Source organism: Dactylosporangium sp. NPDC005555 (assembly GCF_040605635.1).
In the GTDB taxonomy this organism is placed as follows: Bacteria; Actinomycetota; Actinomycetes; order Mycobacteriales; family Micromonosporaceae; genus Dactylosporangium.
Genome location: NZ_JBEXDG010000008.1, coordinates 115,167 through 128,890, shown reverse-complemented (window position 1 = coordinate 128,890; position 13,724 = coordinate 115,167). Strand labels below are relative to the sequence as shown.

The window sequence follows — 13,724 nt, the reverse complement described above, 5'->3', positions numbered from 1 at the left end:
GGACCGGGCGTTACCCGCTCGCGACCCGGTCATGCGTGGCGGCATCGGTGCAAAATGCTGAACTCGCAGCTCAGCGGGGGTTCCTCGGCAATACGATCGACGAAGCCTCCAGCAGCGTGTCGATGTGATGCGCGTGGCCGAATCCGCAGGTCCAGTCCGACTCCGGCGCCACGCACGGTGCCGGGGCCTCGTCGTGCGCAGCGCACTCGCAGAGCGGAGCGGACAGATGCCATTCTTCACCACGAACCGGTCCTCGGAGACCAACCAGAACGTGCAGCGGACGTTCGTCGACGTCCTGTACGACCACACCGGCTACCTCGAGGCGAACGGCGGGCGGCTCGGCCCGGCCGGGTCGCTGTCCGGCAGGTCCGTCGCGGTCGTCGGCGCCGGGATGGCCGGCCTCGCGGCGGCGTACCTGCTGGACCAGCAGGGTGCGAAGGTCACGATCTACGAGGCGTCCGAGCGGGCCGGTGGGCGGGTGCGGTCGCTCCACCCGGTGCCCGGGGACCCGGCGATCTTCGAGATGGGCGCGATGCGTGTCCCGCCGTCGGAGCAGCTGTTCAACCACTACGCCGCGCAGTTCGGGATCAAACCGTACGGGCAGTTCCCCGACCCCGGGAAAGTGAACACCGGCATCATCTTCCAGAACAAGACCTACGACTGGGCGGCCGGGCTCAAGGCGCCGGCCATCTTCGACAACGTCAGCGCCGGCTGGGACGCGCTCGCCGGGTACTGGATGCAGCACGTCGGGAACAATCTGGCCGACCCGGCCCGTTTCCCGGTCGCGCAGGACAACTGGCAGAGCCTGATCTACCCGTCGACCCCGGCCGGGCCGGAGCAGGGCTACAGCCAGATCTCGTTCTACCAAGGGCTCGTGCAGGCGTTCGTCGAGAACCCCGGCCGGTGGAACACGAAACAGTGGACCGCGCAGGACTTCGCGTTGTTCGGCGCGCTCGGCCTCGGCTCCGGCGGTTTCGGCCCGCTGTACCAGGTGAACTTCGCGGAGATCGCGCGGCTCGTCGTGAACGGGCTCGAGACGGATCAGCAGTTCTATCCGTCGGGTCTCGGCGGTATCGCCGACGGTTTCGTGCAGCGGCTGCGGAATTCGCAGATCCAGTTCCGCACCAAGGTGACCGGCGTCGCGCAGACCGGTGACCGGCCGACGGTCACGTTCCAGCCACCGTCGACGACCGGGCCGGAGCAGGCGCGGTTCGACGCGGTCGTCGTGGCGACCACCACCCGCGCGATGGAGGTGGACATGGGGATCAGCAGCTCCCCCGAGTGGCTGCTGCCCAGCGCCACCGGCACCGCGCTGCGCGAGATCCACCTGATGAACTCCTCGAAGCTGTTCGTGCTCACGAAGAAGAAGTTCTGGAAGGGCACCGACCTGCCGCAGAACATCCAGACGGACGGCCTTTGCCGCGGCCTGTACTGCCTGGACTACCCCGACAGCGACTACGGGGTCGTGCTGATCAGCTACTCCTGGGGCGACGACTCCACGAAGTACATCGCGCTGCGGAACGCGCGGCAGCGGCTCGACACCCTGCTCGACTCGCTCACCCCTGGGTCGCCGCAGTTCGTGCGGGCCCTGCGGGAGCAGATCGTCCCGGAGAAGACCACGATGATCGACTGGCAGATGGAACAGCAGTACTACGGCGCGTTCAAGCTCAACTATCCGGGCCAGGACACGGAGAACGCGAACCTCTACCACCAGTTCCTGGACCGGTCCCCGGCCGGTATCTACCTCGCCGGCGACAGCGTCGGCTGGTGCGGCGGCTGGATCGAGGGCGCCCTGCAGACCGGGGTCAACGCGGCGGCCGCCGTCGCGCAGCGGGTCGCCGGGCAGGGCGGCCTGTTCCCGAACAATCCGATGACGCAGGCGAGCGACCGGTACAGCTACGGCCCCTGACGTGAAGGACCACACCATGAGCGCCGACGACAGCCTCTTCGTCACGTCGCTGGGCGACCTGACCCAGGTCACGGTCGTCGACGCGGGCCACATGGTGCCGATGAAACCGGCCGACGGTCAGCCGGGACATGATCGAGACGTGGGTGTTCGGGGAGCGGTTCGCCACGGTCGACCCGGTTGTGTCCGTCACGTAGGGTTTCACACTCACGAGGAGCGTTCATGGACACCATCAGCATCGTGGGAGCCGGGCTCGGCGGACTGACCCTGGCCCGGGTCCTGCACGTCCACGGTATCCCCGCCACCATCTACGAGCTGGACGAATCGCCGTCCGCCCGCACCCAGGGCGGCATGCTCGACATCCACGAATCCAACGGTCAGGTCGCGCTGCGCGAAGCCGGCCTCTTCGAGCGGTTCCAGGCGATCATCCACGCCGGCGGCGAGGCCACCCGCATCCTCGACCGGCACAACACCGTCCGCCGGGAGGACGCCGACGACGGCGACGGCGGCCGTCCGGAGGTCGACCGGGGCCGGTTGCGGCAGCTCCTGCTCGACTCGCTGCCCGACGGCGCCATCCGCTGGGGAAGCAAGGTCACCGGGGTCCGCGCGCTCGGCGACGGGCGGCACGAGCTGACCTTCGCCGACGGTCAGGCCGAGGTCGCTGATGTACTGGTCGGCGCCGACGGTGCCTGGTCACGGATCCGCCCGCTGCTGTCCGACGCCACACCCGCGTATTCCGGGGTGTCGTTCGTCGAGGTCGACCTGCACGACGCCGACACCCGCCACCCGGGGCCCGCCGCGGTCGTCGGCGCCGGGATGCTCTTCGCGCTCGGCCCCGGCAAGGGGTTCCTCGCCCACCGCGAGCCCGACGGCAGCCTGCACATCTACTGCGCGCTCAGAGTCCCTTCCGACTGGGTATCCACTGTGGACCTCGCCGACCCGGGCAAGGCGAAGGCCGTCCTGCTCGAGCGGTTCGCCGACTGGGCGCCCGAGCTGCGGGCCCTCATCACCGAGGCGGACGGGCCGCTGGTCCCCCGCGCCATCAACGCCCTGCCGGTCGAGCACCGCTGGGACCGCGTCCCCGGCGTGACCCTGCTCGGCGACGCCGCGCACCTCATGTCCCCGTTCGCCGGCGAGGGCGCCAACCTGGCCATGCTCGACGGCGCCTCGCTGGGCCGGGCGATCGCCACGCACCCCGGCGACGTGGAGGCCGCCCTGACGGCGTACGAGCGGGAACTCTTCCCGCGCAGCGCCGAGGGCGCCCGGGACGCCGCCGACAACCTGGCGCTCTGCTTCGACGACACCGCGCCGCAGAGCCTGCTCGACCGGTTCGCGGCGTACGCCGGCTGACCCTCCCGGCCCCACCGCCGGGCGTGCCCGGACAGGCACCGATTACAGAATTTCCGTCACGCGTCCTCTCCGTCCCGGTGTGCCGATGCAACGTGCGGTGGCACCGCATCCGGCCGGTCGTCGACCCGGTCGTGATCCGTGCGGTCCTCCGCTCGTCATGATGGGCAGAAGGGGGTGCCCGAGCGCTGGAACTGGTATTCCGCGCCGTTGTCCGGGTCGCCGACGGTGTAGAGGAGCACCAGGCGGTCGTGGCGCAGGACCGAGATCAGGTTGTTGGTGTACGCGGCGGGTCTGCCGTTGAGCGTGCGGAAGCCGAGGTGCACCTCGGTCGGCGGGCCGTGCCGGTCGGACAACGCGACGGCGAGCCGCCAGGTGCCCGCGCCGCTGCTGCGGGTGTCGGTGTCGACCGCCGGGCGCATGACCGCGCCGAGCAGGTTGCCGGCGGTGAAGGTGCGGTCGGCGCCGAAGGCGAACTCGCCGCCCTCGGCGCTGCACCAGGTGCCGACGATCTGCGCCTCGGTGAGCTGCCGCCGGTTGCCTTGCAGGTGCCCGTATCCGGCGCACAGACCGACGGACACCACCACCGTGGCGACCAGCCACCACCAACGGTGCGGCGACGGGGCATCCCCGGTCACGGCATCACCCGAGTGTCCACCGGTCCACTGTAGACCCGCGGGCGACGGGTCAGGGGCACGCCGGCTACGGGCTCGGCCGCAGGTGGAGTTCGTGGGCGATGGCGGTCAACGCGGGGACGACGTCGCTGTCGGCGGGCTGGACCTGGACGCACACGTGGTCGGCGCCGGCGTCGAGGTGCGCGCGGACGGCCGCGGCCAGGACCGCGGCGTCGCCGTGCGCGACGATCCGGTCGACGAGGTGGTCGCTGCCCTCGCCGGCGGTGTCCTCGGCGGTGAAGCCGGCGCGGTGCATGGTGCTGGTGTAGTTCACCAGGCTCAGGTAGCGGGTGAGGAAGGCCCGGGCGCTGCGTCGCGCCGCTTCCGGGTCGGCGTCCAGCACGACGGTCTGCTCGGGTGCGACCAGCGCGTCCGGGCCGAGCGCGGTCCTCGCCTCCCGGGTCTGCGCCGCGACGGTGAGGTACGGGTGGGTGCCGGCACTGCGCCCGGCGGCCAGGGCGAGCATGCGGGGCCCGAGCGCCGACAGCACCCGGTGCTCGGCGGGCACGCCCCGCCCGTCGAGGACGTCGAGGTAGCGTGCCATCGCCTCGACCGGGCGCGTGCGGCCCGCGTTGGCCTCGCGGTGCCCGGACCCGATGCCGAGCAGCAGCCGCCCGGGGTGTCCGGCCTGGATGCGGTGATACGACTCGGCGAGCTCGGCCGGGTCGGACGACCAGATGTTCACGATGCCGGTGGCCACGGTGATCCGGTTGGTGCCGTCGAGCAGGGCCTCGGCGGGCCGCAGGTCGGAGCCCGGGGAGCCGCCGAGCCAGACGGCGCCGTATCCGAGATCCTCGATCGTCCTGGCCATCGCAGGATCGACGGCGGTGACACCACGCCACACGCCGACGGTGCCGAGTCGTTGGCTCCAGCTCATGTTCTTCCTCCTACGGTGTGGACAGGCACGTTCACGGACGGGCGGAGAGGACCAGCGGCACCTGGTCGGTGACGGCGGTCAGGAAGGCGGTCAGGGCGGGCGACGGCGGGGTGTCGCGGGTGACGGCGACGAGACGACGTTGCAATGTCGCCTCGGCGAGGTCGCGGACCGCGATCGCCGGGTCGGCGGACGGCAGTGTGAGCGACGGCAGCAGGGCGACGGCGCCGGCGGCGCGGACGAGTTCGAGCTGCACGTCGGCGTCGCTGGAGCGGTGGCGCAGGTCCGGCTCGTATCCGCCGAGGACACGGCACGTGCCGACGACCATCGCATGGTGGCCGGTGCCCTCCGCGGAGGCGGCCCACACGTCGGACCGCAGCATCGCGATCGCGACGGGGCCGCCCGGGCGCGCGAGGGGGTGCGCGGCCGGGAGCACCACCTGCAGCGGCTCCTCCAGCAGGACGGTGAAGCGCATCCCGGCCGGGCGGGGGCGCGGGTGGCCGTCGTACTCGTCGCCGATGACCAGGTCCACCGTGCCGAGCCGCAGGAAGGGCAGGGCCTGCTCGAGCTCGAGCTCGGAGATCTCCGGGCGGACCCGCGGATGCTCGGCCTGCATGCGGGCCACGGCGGGCACCAGCAGGCGCCGGGCCGCGGACTGCAGGGCGCCTGCGCGGACGGTGCCACGGATGTCGCCGCCGAGCGCGGCCAGGTCGGCCTCCGCCGCTTCGGCGGCCGTCAGCAGGACCCGCGCGTGCTGGGCCAGGAGCCGTCCGGCGTCGTTGAGCCGTACGCCGCGGCCGGCCTTCTCCAGCAGCGGCGTGCCGGCGTCCCTCTCGAGGAGGGCCAGCTGCTGGGAGACCGTCGACGGACTGTAGCCGAGCGCCGTGGCGACCGCGGCGAGGGTGCCGCGCTCCTCGAACTCGCGCAGGAACCGCAGGCGGCGCAGGTCCAGGTCGACCATGCGGGAATCCTAACGAATCCGCTCCATGATTCGTCGCTGGACCCGGAGCTTCCCGTATCCGAAGCTGCATCGCATGGGTCCGCTGCTGTGTCTGGTCTCCGCGGCGTGCTTCGGCGCGCTCGGCATCTTCGGGAAGTTCGCCTACGACGCGGGCGTCTCGCTGGAGGCGCTGCTGCTCGCGCGGTTCGGGCTGGCCGCCGCGCTGCTGTGGCTGGTCCTGCTCGTCCGGCCGGAGCTGCGGCGAAGGACGGGCGACAGTCGTACAACTGCCGAAACCGCTGCTGGAGCGGGCCGGGGCAGGGTGCTCGCCACCGCGGTCGGGCTCGGCGCCGTCGGCTATGCCCTGCAGTCGGGCTTCTACTTCGCCGCGCTGGAGCGGATGGACGCGTCGCTGCTGGCGCTGATCCTCTACACCTACCCGGTCCTGGTCACCGTCGCGGCGGTCCTGATCGGCCGGGAGCGGCTCACCACGGGCCGCGGCGTGGCGCTGCTGGCCGCGTCGGGCGGGACGCTGCTGGTCCTGGTCGGCGCCGGCGGCGCGAGCTTCGACGCCCTCGGCGCGCTGCTGGGGTTCGGCACGGCGGTCGTCTACACCGTCTACATCCTGGTCGCCGACACGGTGGTGCACCGGCTGCCGCCGATCCTGCTCTGCGCGCTGGTGATGACCGGCGCCGCCGGCAGCTTCGGCGTCCGGTCCGTCCTGTCCGGCGGCGTCGACCTGAGCTTCGGCCCTGCCGCGTGGTTCTGGCTGGGCTGCATCGCGGTCGTGTCGACGGCGGCGGCGATGCTGACGTTCTTCGCCGGCCTGCGGCGCACCGGCCCGTCGACCGCCGCGATCCTGTCGACGTTCGAGCCGGTCGTCACCGCGGGACTCGCCGCGCTGACCCTCGGCGAGTCCCTCACCCCGCTCCAGCTGGCCGGCGGTGCCCTGGTCCTGGCCTGCGTCGCCGCCCTGCAGCTGCGCCGCTCGCCGGCCTCCGCACCGACGACGGCGGCGGGCGGCCGCCGGGACCCGCTCGACGGCCGGGACGCCGAGGTTGTCGGCGTGGCGTGACGCCGGTGTGGTCGGTGCGCGGTGAGCCGCGCTCCCGCGGCGGCGGCGCTCCCACGCACCGGTGGCCACGGCGAGGGGCACCGCACACGCCGGCGATGCTCCACAGTGGACCACCTTCGGTGACGGGCGGTCCGCTTTTCCCGGCACTGCGCCAGCCTTTTCCCTTGCAATCCTATGGGTAAACTATGATTATGACGCTTGATCTCGTGATCCGGGTCGACGGTGTCGACTGGGACGATCCCGCGGCGGTCGCGCTCCGCTCGGCGATGACCGCCGAGATGCGGCTGCGCTACGCTGACCGATTCGCCACCCGTCCGCAGGTCGAGGCCGACACCGTCGTCTACACGGCGGTGGCGTTCGCCGAGGGGCGTCTGCCGGTCGGGCACGCGGCGCTGCGCAGGCTCGGCCCCGACCTGGAGCTCAAGCGCATGTACGTCGCCCCGTCCCACCGTGGCACCGGCGTCGCCGCCGCCCTCCTCACCGCCGTCGAGGCCGCCGCGGTCCGGCTCGGCGCCCCGCGGATCATCCTGCAGACCGGCGACCGCCAGCCCGACGCGGTCCGGCTCTACGTGAAGACCGGCTACACCCGGATTCCGATCTTCCCGCCGTACGAGGCGATGACCTTCTCCAACTGCTTCCAGAAGGTCCTACCGAGCTCCTACCGAGCCCTGGCATGACGACGTCATCCTCGGCGCCCCGCGGCGGTGGCGAGCTGCCTCGCCGCCCGTTCCCACAGCGGCGGCGCGGAGACAGCGGCGCCTGGGTCGTATTTGAGCAGCTGCCAGCCGGCGCGGCGGGGCGGGCCGTCGCGGGGTTCCGTCGGGTACTGCCAGCCCTGGTTGGTGCCGAAGAACAGGTGCTCGTCACCGACGGGCAGCACGCCGCGGACGCCCCAGTTGCAGGCGTTGTTGAACCCGGTGGTCGTCAGCGGCCGGGCCGGGCTGTCGGCGTCGTCGAACACCCACACCTGCCCGGCGGTGCGGTTGTCGCGGAACACCAGGCGTGACGCGATCTGCCGCCACAGGGTGACCTCCACGTCCCGGACGGGCCGGGCGAGCACCTCGTTCAGCAGGCCGGTCGCGGGGTTGAGCGTGATGTCGCGCAGCACCTTCTCGGTGTTGAACGTCCCGAGGTACAGCTTCCCGCGGAACACGGCGGCGCCCCAGCCGACGTAGTCGTTGAACCGGCTGCCGAACCCGCCGCTGCCGAACCGCGGTTCCTGGTGCAGCAGGTTGTCGCGCATCGCCCACTCGCCGGTGTCCTGGTCGTACACCCAGTAACGGTGCTCGCCGTAGAGCAGCTCGACCTGCTGGTTGACCTCGCCCGGGTCCTTGATGCGGTAGACGACCCCGCCCGGTGAGCTGCGCATGTACGCGAGTGCCAGCTCGGCGACGGAGCCGCGCGGGATCTGCGGGTACGCGGCGAGGTGGTGGGTCAGCGACGGCGCGACGGACGGGATGCCGAACGTGGCGTAGATCCAGCCCTCGTAGGAAACGACCGCGAACGACACCATCGAGTGCGCGGTCAGCGGGTCGGGGAACAGGTTGGCGGCGGTGAACACCAGCCGCCAGTCGGTGCGGGTCTGCGGGCCGAGCTCGTGCAGCGGCGGGCTGATGTAGACGCCCGCCGGTTCGCTGCTGCCGGTGCCGACCCAGGTGCCGGTGACGATGCGGTCGCGGTGGACGGTGAAGTAGCTCGGCTGGTTGCCCAGCAGCCCGACCTCCTCGAACCGGAACGGGTCGGCGGCGGTGCCGCGCCACCGTTGCACGCTGCCCGTCGGCCGGCCCGGCCCACCTTTCGGCGCCCGCCCGCCTTTCGGCGCCAGTCCGACGCCGAAGTACAGGCGCCCCCCGGCGACGATGAAGTTCTTGATGTTGTCCCATTCCGGGAACCGGCGCGCGCCGAGGAACGTGCCGTCCACGTTGTACGCCAGCAGCACCACGGTGCCGCCCGCCTGCGCGCCGGCGGTCGTGGTGGTCTCGATGCCACCGAGGAGCACGACGTCGCCGATCGAGCCGGCCGCGCGGATGCCCGCGAGCCGCTGGAAGTCCGGGCACTGCGCGGCGGAAGGCGTGCGGTCGGTCGCGGCGCCGGTCTCGATGTCGTACTGCCAGATCTGCGCCGGGAGGGCGTCACCGGCGACGCTTTCGGTCGGCGGCACGTCATGGGTCGCGTTGTAGGAGGTGTCGAACTCGCAGGTGACGTTCTCCGGGTCGTCCCACGGCCGCACCGGCGCGCCGAGCCCGGCGCCGGTGAACTCCGCGGCCAGGGTCGCCATGCCACCGCCGGTGGCGTTGGAGGCGGTCCCCCACCACAGGTGACGCTGGGCCTCGTCGGCGGTGAACGCCCACACGTAGCCCTGCGTCGTCTGTGCGCGCCCGCCGTCCGGTTCGTCGCCGGGTCTGATCGGTACTGTCGGCTGTCCGGGCCCGAACCACCAGCGGTCGGGTTGCGCCTGCGCCGCCACAGTCACGCCGTGCGCTCGGTCCTCTCCTGGCACCACCATCGAAGGCATGCGCGGGCACTACCCACTCCGGCCATGCCAAACCGGTTGCGGCCGGGCAGTGGCGTTGCGGGCTCAGCGCCGCAGACCGTTGAGCGCCGTGGTGACGACCCGGTCGGCGTAGTCGGTGGTGAGCGGGCCGCTGCGGTAGAGCCACCGGTTGAGCACCGGCCCCCAGATCATGTCCATCGCCACGTCGAGGTCGAGGTCCCCGGCGAGCTGGCCCGCTTCCTGGGCGCTGCGCAGGCGCCGGCGCTTGGCCTCCCGGAGCGGGCCGTCGAGGCGTTCGGCGTAGGCGGCGGCCAGGTCGGCGTCGTGGGTGATCTCGATGGCGAGGGCGCGCATCGGCGACTCGAGGCGGGGGTCGTTGAGCTCCTCGACCGTGGCGCGCAGGACCGCGATCAGGTCCGCTTCCAGGTCGCCGGTGTCCGGGAGCGTCGGCGGCGCACCCTCGGCGCCCTCGCTCAGGATGAGGAAGGCCTCGAGCAGGATCGCGCCCTTCGACGGCCACCAGCGGTAGATGGTCTGCTTGCCGACGCCGGCGCGGGCGGCGATGCCCTCGATGCTGAGCTTCGCATAGCCGACCTCCTGCACCAGCTCGAACGCGGCGGTGAGGATGGCGCGCCGCGAGGTCTCTTTCCGGCGGGCCGTGCTGGGCGTCATGGACACCATCATACCCCGTGACGAGACGAACCGTCTCGTCTTGACGCCGTTCCCGGCGTGGCCTATGGTGCTGAGTGACACGAGACGGACCGTCTCGTCTCGTGCCAGACACGAACGGAGACGCTCATGCGCACCTGGTTCATCACCGGCGCCAGCCGCGGCCTGGGCCGCGCCTTCACCCGGGCCGCGCTGTCCCGCGGTGACCGGGTCGCCGCCGCGGCCCGGACCATCGACCGTGCGGGTTTCGACGCCGGGCACGGTGACCGGCTGCTGACCCTGCCGCTCGACGTCACCGACCGCACCGCCGTCATCGCCGCCGTGGACACCGCGGCCTCGCACTTCGACGGCCTCGACATCGTCGTCAACAACGCCGGCACCATGTCCATGGGCATGCTGGAGGAGTTCACCGAGGCGCAGGCCCGGGCCCAGTTCGAGGTCAACTGCTTCGGCGCGCTGTGGGTCAGCCAGGCGGCCCTGCCGCACCTGCGCGCCCGGCGCTCCGGCCACATCGTGCAGATCTCCAGCATCGCCGCGCTCGGCGGCTTCCCCAGCACCGGCATGTACAGCGCCAGCAAGTTCGCCCTCGAAGGCATGAGCGAGGCCCTGGCCCTGGAGGCCGCGGCGTTCGACGTCAAGGTGAGCATCGTGCAGCCGGGCGGCTACTGGACCGACCTGTACACCAGCATCGCCACGACCACGCCCATGGAGGACTACGCGCCGCTGCGCGCCGAACTGGAACGGCAGTGGGCGGAGGGCTCGGTCGACAGCGACCCCGGCCTGGCCGCGGAGGCACTGCTGCGCCTCGTCGACAGCGACGACCCTCCGCTGCGCCTGCTCCTCGGCAGCATGGTCTACGACCTGGCCTTCGACATCTCCCGCCGCCGCATGGACACCTGGTCGTCCTGGGAACAGGTCAGCCGCGCCGCCGAACACGCCACCCCGGCCCCGGGCACCCGCTGAGGGATGCCGGACGGCAGGGCCGGTGATCCGACGCCGTGCTGTTGCGCTTCATGGACTTCGGCGGGGCGACCCGGTCATGACACGGCGGAAGGAGACCTCCCCGCCCCGTGCGATCGCGCCGGGTGACGTGGTCGCGGCCTTCTCCGAAACGCTGGGTTCGTGGACGGCGGCTCAGGTGACCGACCTGGACCCGGAGTGGCGCACGGCCGGCGTGCTCGAAGAGGCGCGCGAACGCATCCGATACCGGCAACCCACCGCCGGGGTACGACGGGACCGCCGCGTGCAGGGTTGGTGAAGATTCCGTGCAGACGGCGGCGCCGGACGCGGCGAGGCGTTTTTATCCGGTCATGCTGGCTTCCGTCAAGGGTGCGGTGTACGCCCTCTACGCCCGTCGTCTGCGCCGCCGGTTGGCCGGCGCGAACCTTCCGCGGCATCTCGCCATGGTCATGGACGGCAACCGGCGGTGGGCGCGGCAGATGGGCTTCGACGACGCGAGGGTCGGGCACCGGTTCGGCGCGGAGCATCTCGACGAGGTCCTGCGCTGGTGCGCGGGGCTCGGCATCGAGCACATCACCGTGTTCGTCGCGTCGGTGGACAACGTCCGCAAGCGCGACGCCGGGGAGGTCGGCAACCTGATGCGGATGATCGAGGAGGTGGTGGCCGAGCGGCTGCGGCAGCCGGGCAGCCCGTGGCGGGTGCACCTGGCCGGTCGCCTCGACGTGCTGCCGGACTCCACCAGGCACGCGTTGAAGCTCGCCGAGGAGCAGACCCGGGACTCCGGCACGCCGTTCGTCCTCACGATCGCCATCGGCTACGACGGGCGGGAGGAGATCGTCGCCGCCATCCGCTCGGTCCTCGAAGAAGGTGCGCTCGCTGGTCGTACCATCGACGACATCGCCCAGCAGTTGACCGCTGAGCAGATCGGCCAGCACCTCTACACCGGCGGCCGACCGGACCCGGATCTCGTCATCCGGACCAGTGGCGAGCATCGGACGTCGGGCTTCCTGCTGTGGCAGGCCGCCTACTCCGAACTCTACTTCTGCGACGTGTACTGGCCGGGCTTCCGCGAGGTCGACTTCCTGCGCGCCCTGCGCTCATACACCGCCCGGCACCGCAGGTACGGAGGCTGAACGGGGGCGCCGCCGAAAGGCCGGCGCCCCCGAACACTCACACCAGTGTGGCCGAGACAGCCCGTGCGGCAGCAGGGGCAGCCGCGCGCGGCGGGATCGAGGACGTGTCGAACGCGTAGGTGATCACGGCGGTCGCGATCGCGTCGGCGTTCGTGTCCAGAGCGAACGTGTTGATGTTGCCGATCAGCGTGTACTGCTGCCGCAGCTGGGCGTAGAGCGCGGCGTCGCCGCCCTTCTGCGTGACGCGGAACAGGTCGTCGCAGGCCTTGTGGTAGCAGGGGTCGTAGGGGACGCCCGCGACGCCGCCGAACTTCGCGACGTCCTCGGCGGTCTTGATGACCTCCGCGCCGGTGAAGAGGCCGCCGGCCGGGATGTTGACGCCCGCGGCGATGAACGGGCCGTAGTCGGAGCGGCCGGTGAAGTCCGCGGCGTTCGTCTGCTGGCCGCGGGAGGCGAAGAACTGCTCGAAGAGCTTCTCGATCTGCGCGGAGCCGGCCGGGCCGGGTCCCGCACCCGAGGCGGCGGAGTCGTCGCCGTCGTAGACGCCGAACTGGTAGTTGGGCGAGGCGACCATGTCGAAGTTGAGGTACAGCCGGATCTGCGCCTGCTGCGCCGGGGTGAGGCTGTTGACGTAGAAGGTCGAGCCGACGAGGCTCGCCTCCTCGGCGCCCCACCAGGCGAAGCGGACCTTGTTCACCGGCTTGGTGCGGGCCATCTGCAGGGCGACCTCGAGCAGGGCGGCGCTGCCGCTGCCGTTGTCGTTGATGCCGTTGCCCTCGGGCACGGAGTCCAGGTGCGCGCCGGCCATGACGACGTTGCCCGCGTTGCCGGTCTTCGACTCGGCGATCACGTTCTCCGTGTCGCGGATCTCGGCCGTCGTCGACGTGGTGAGGTGGACGGTGAGCCCGGGCGTGGTGGAGAACGCCTCGCCGGTCGCGTAGGACACTCCGATCGCGGGGATGCCGACGGGCGCGCCGAGGGTGCCGAGCAGCAGCGAATACCGGTCGGGTGCGGTGACCGGGTCGCCGTTGCCCTGGTTCATGACGATCGCGCCGACAGCGCCAGCCGCTTCGGCGTTGGCGGCTTTGGCACCGAACGGGCACCCGCCGCGTTGCATGAGCGCGATCTTCCCCACGACGGCGGCGGTGAAGTCGGCCGCCTCGCAGCCGGAGGTGACGGCGACGCGCGGCGCGACCAGGTTCAGGTCGACGGGCACGACCGCCGCGGTGACGTCGCCGGAGCCTGAGCAGGTCATGACGTCGTAGTCGGTGCCTTCGACGTACGTCGAAGGCGTCGGCGCGGTCTGCGCGAACGCCGAGCTGTCCTCCTCGCAGAAGTTGAACTGGAACGGCTGCCGGGTGACCTGGTAGCCGGCGTGCTGCAGGGCGGCGGCGACGTAGTCGACGCTGCGCTTGTGGCCCGGGGTGCCGGAGGCGCGGTTGCCGCCGCTGAGGTCGCCGATCAGTTGCAGTGCGAGCAGGTGCCGCAGGACGCCGGGCAGCGTCACGGCCTTGGTCAGCTGTTTCGGTGTACTGATACCGGGACCGCCGCCGGCGCTGGCGGGTGCCGGCGCGACGAGCCCGGCCGCCCCCACCAGAACCGCGACGGTCGCCGCGCCCACGAATCTGCGAAGCACGTTGTGCTCTCCCCTC

The 13,724-nt window shown here is 71.8% G+C and carries 13 protein-coding genes; 7 read left to right on the top strand and 6 right to left on the bottom strand.

What is annotated here, in order from left to right:
* Positions 1–226 precede the first annotated feature (226 nt).
* Both ABZS58_RS11900 and ABZS58_RS11895 read left to right on the top strand, forming a co-directional pair.
* A complete protein-coding gene (locus ABZS58_RS11900) occupies positions 227–1,909 on the top strand; it encodes an FAD-dependent oxidoreductase (protein ID WP_354780352.1) in 1,683 nt (560 codons plus the stop codon).
* Between the two features lie 219 nt (positions 1,910–2,128).
* Positions 2,129–3,256 carry an NAD(P)/FAD-dependent oxidoreductase gene (locus tag ABZS58_RS11895; protein ID WP_354780351.1) on the top strand — a complete coding sequence of 376 codons (1,128 nt, stop codon included), beginning with the start codon at positions 2,129–2,131 and terminating at the stop codon, positions 3,254–3,256.
* A 155-nt stretch (positions 3,257–3,411) separates the two neighbouring features.
* Here ABZS58_RS11895 and ABZS58_RS11890 read toward each other — a convergent pair whose 3' ends face one another.
* From ABZS58_RS11890 to ABZS58_RS11880, 3 genes are all read right to left on the bottom strand, one after another.
* A complete protein-coding gene (locus ABZS58_RS11890) occupies positions 3,412–3,891 on the bottom strand; it encodes a hypothetical protein (RefSeq protein WP_354780349.1) in 480 nt (159 codons plus the stop codon).
* 64 nt (positions 3,892–3,955) lie between these two features.
* Positions 3,956–4,804, bottom strand: a complete 849-nt coding sequence (locus tag ABZS58_RS11885; RefSeq protein ID WP_354780347.1) for a TIGR03620 family F420-dependent LLM class oxidoreductase — start codon at positions 4,802–4,804, stop codon at positions 3,956–3,958.
* A 31-nt stretch (positions 4,805–4,835) separates the two neighbouring features.
* Positions 4,836–5,762: a LysR family transcriptional regulator gene (locus tag ABZS58_RS11880; RefSeq protein ID WP_354780345.1), complete on the bottom strand. Its 927-nt coding sequence runs from the start codon at positions 5,760–5,762 to the stop codon at positions 4,836–4,838.
* 73 nt (positions 5,763–5,835) lie between these two features.
* On the opposite strand from ABZS58_RS11880, the gene ABZS58_RS11875 reads away from it, so the two are divergent.
* Positions 5,836–6,816, top strand: coding sequence for a DMT family transporter (locus tag ABZS58_RS11875; RefSeq protein WP_354780343.1), 981 nt, complete (start codon positions 5,836–5,838; stop codon positions 6,814–6,816).
* Between the two features lie 191 nt (positions 6,817–7,007).
* Positions 7,008–7,493 (top strand): GNAT family N-acetyltransferase, encoded by a 486-nt coding sequence (locus ABZS58_RS11870; protein WP_354780341.1) that lies wholly within the window; start codon positions 7,008–7,010, stop codon positions 7,491–7,493.
* A 5-nt stretch (positions 7,494–7,498) separates the two neighbouring features.
* Here the strand turns inward: ABZS58_RS11870 and ABZS58_RS11865 are convergent, their stop codons facing one another.
* A complete protein-coding gene (locus ABZS58_RS11865) occupies positions 7,499–9,289 on the bottom strand; it encodes a hypothetical protein (protein WP_354780339.1) in 1,791 nt (596 codons plus the stop codon).
* A 105-nt stretch (positions 9,290–9,394) separates the two neighbouring features.
* Positions 9,395–9,982, bottom strand: a complete 588-nt coding sequence (locus tag ABZS58_RS11860; protein WP_354780337.1) for a TetR/AcrR family transcriptional regulator — start codon at positions 9,980–9,982, stop codon at positions 9,395–9,397.
* A 126-nt stretch (positions 9,983–10,108) separates the two neighbouring features.
* On the opposite strand from ABZS58_RS11860, the gene ABZS58_RS11855 reads away from it, so the two are divergent.
* From ABZS58_RS11855 to uppS, 3 genes are all read left to right on the top strand, one after another.
* A complete protein-coding gene (locus ABZS58_RS11855) occupies positions 10,109–10,942 on the top strand; it encodes an SDR family NAD(P)-dependent oxidoreductase (RefSeq protein ID WP_354780335.1) in 834 nt (277 codons plus the stop codon).
* A gap of 76 nt (positions 10,943–11,018) precedes the next feature.
* The gene (locus tag ABZS58_RS11850; RefSeq protein ID WP_354780333.1) at positions 11,019–11,237 is read left to right on the top strand and encodes a hypothetical protein; all 219 of its coding nucleotides are present in this window, start codon (positions 11,019–11,021) and stop codon (positions 11,235–11,237) included.
* 52 nt (positions 11,238–11,289) lie between these two features.
* Positions 11,290–12,072, top strand: a complete 783-nt coding sequence (uppS, locus tag ABZS58_RS11845; protein WP_354780331.1) for a polyprenyl diphosphate synthase — start codon at positions 11,290–11,292, stop codon at positions 12,070–12,072.
* A gap of 37 nt (positions 12,073–12,109) precedes the next feature.
* On the opposite strand, the gene ABZS58_RS11840 is transcribed toward uppS, so the two are convergent.
* Positions 12,110–13,708 (bottom strand): M28 family metallopeptidase, encoded by a 1,599-nt coding sequence (locus ABZS58_RS11840; protein ID WP_354780329.1) that lies wholly within the window; start codon positions 13,706–13,708, stop codon positions 12,110–12,112.
* Between the last annotated feature and the right edge of the window lie 16 nt (positions 13,709–13,724).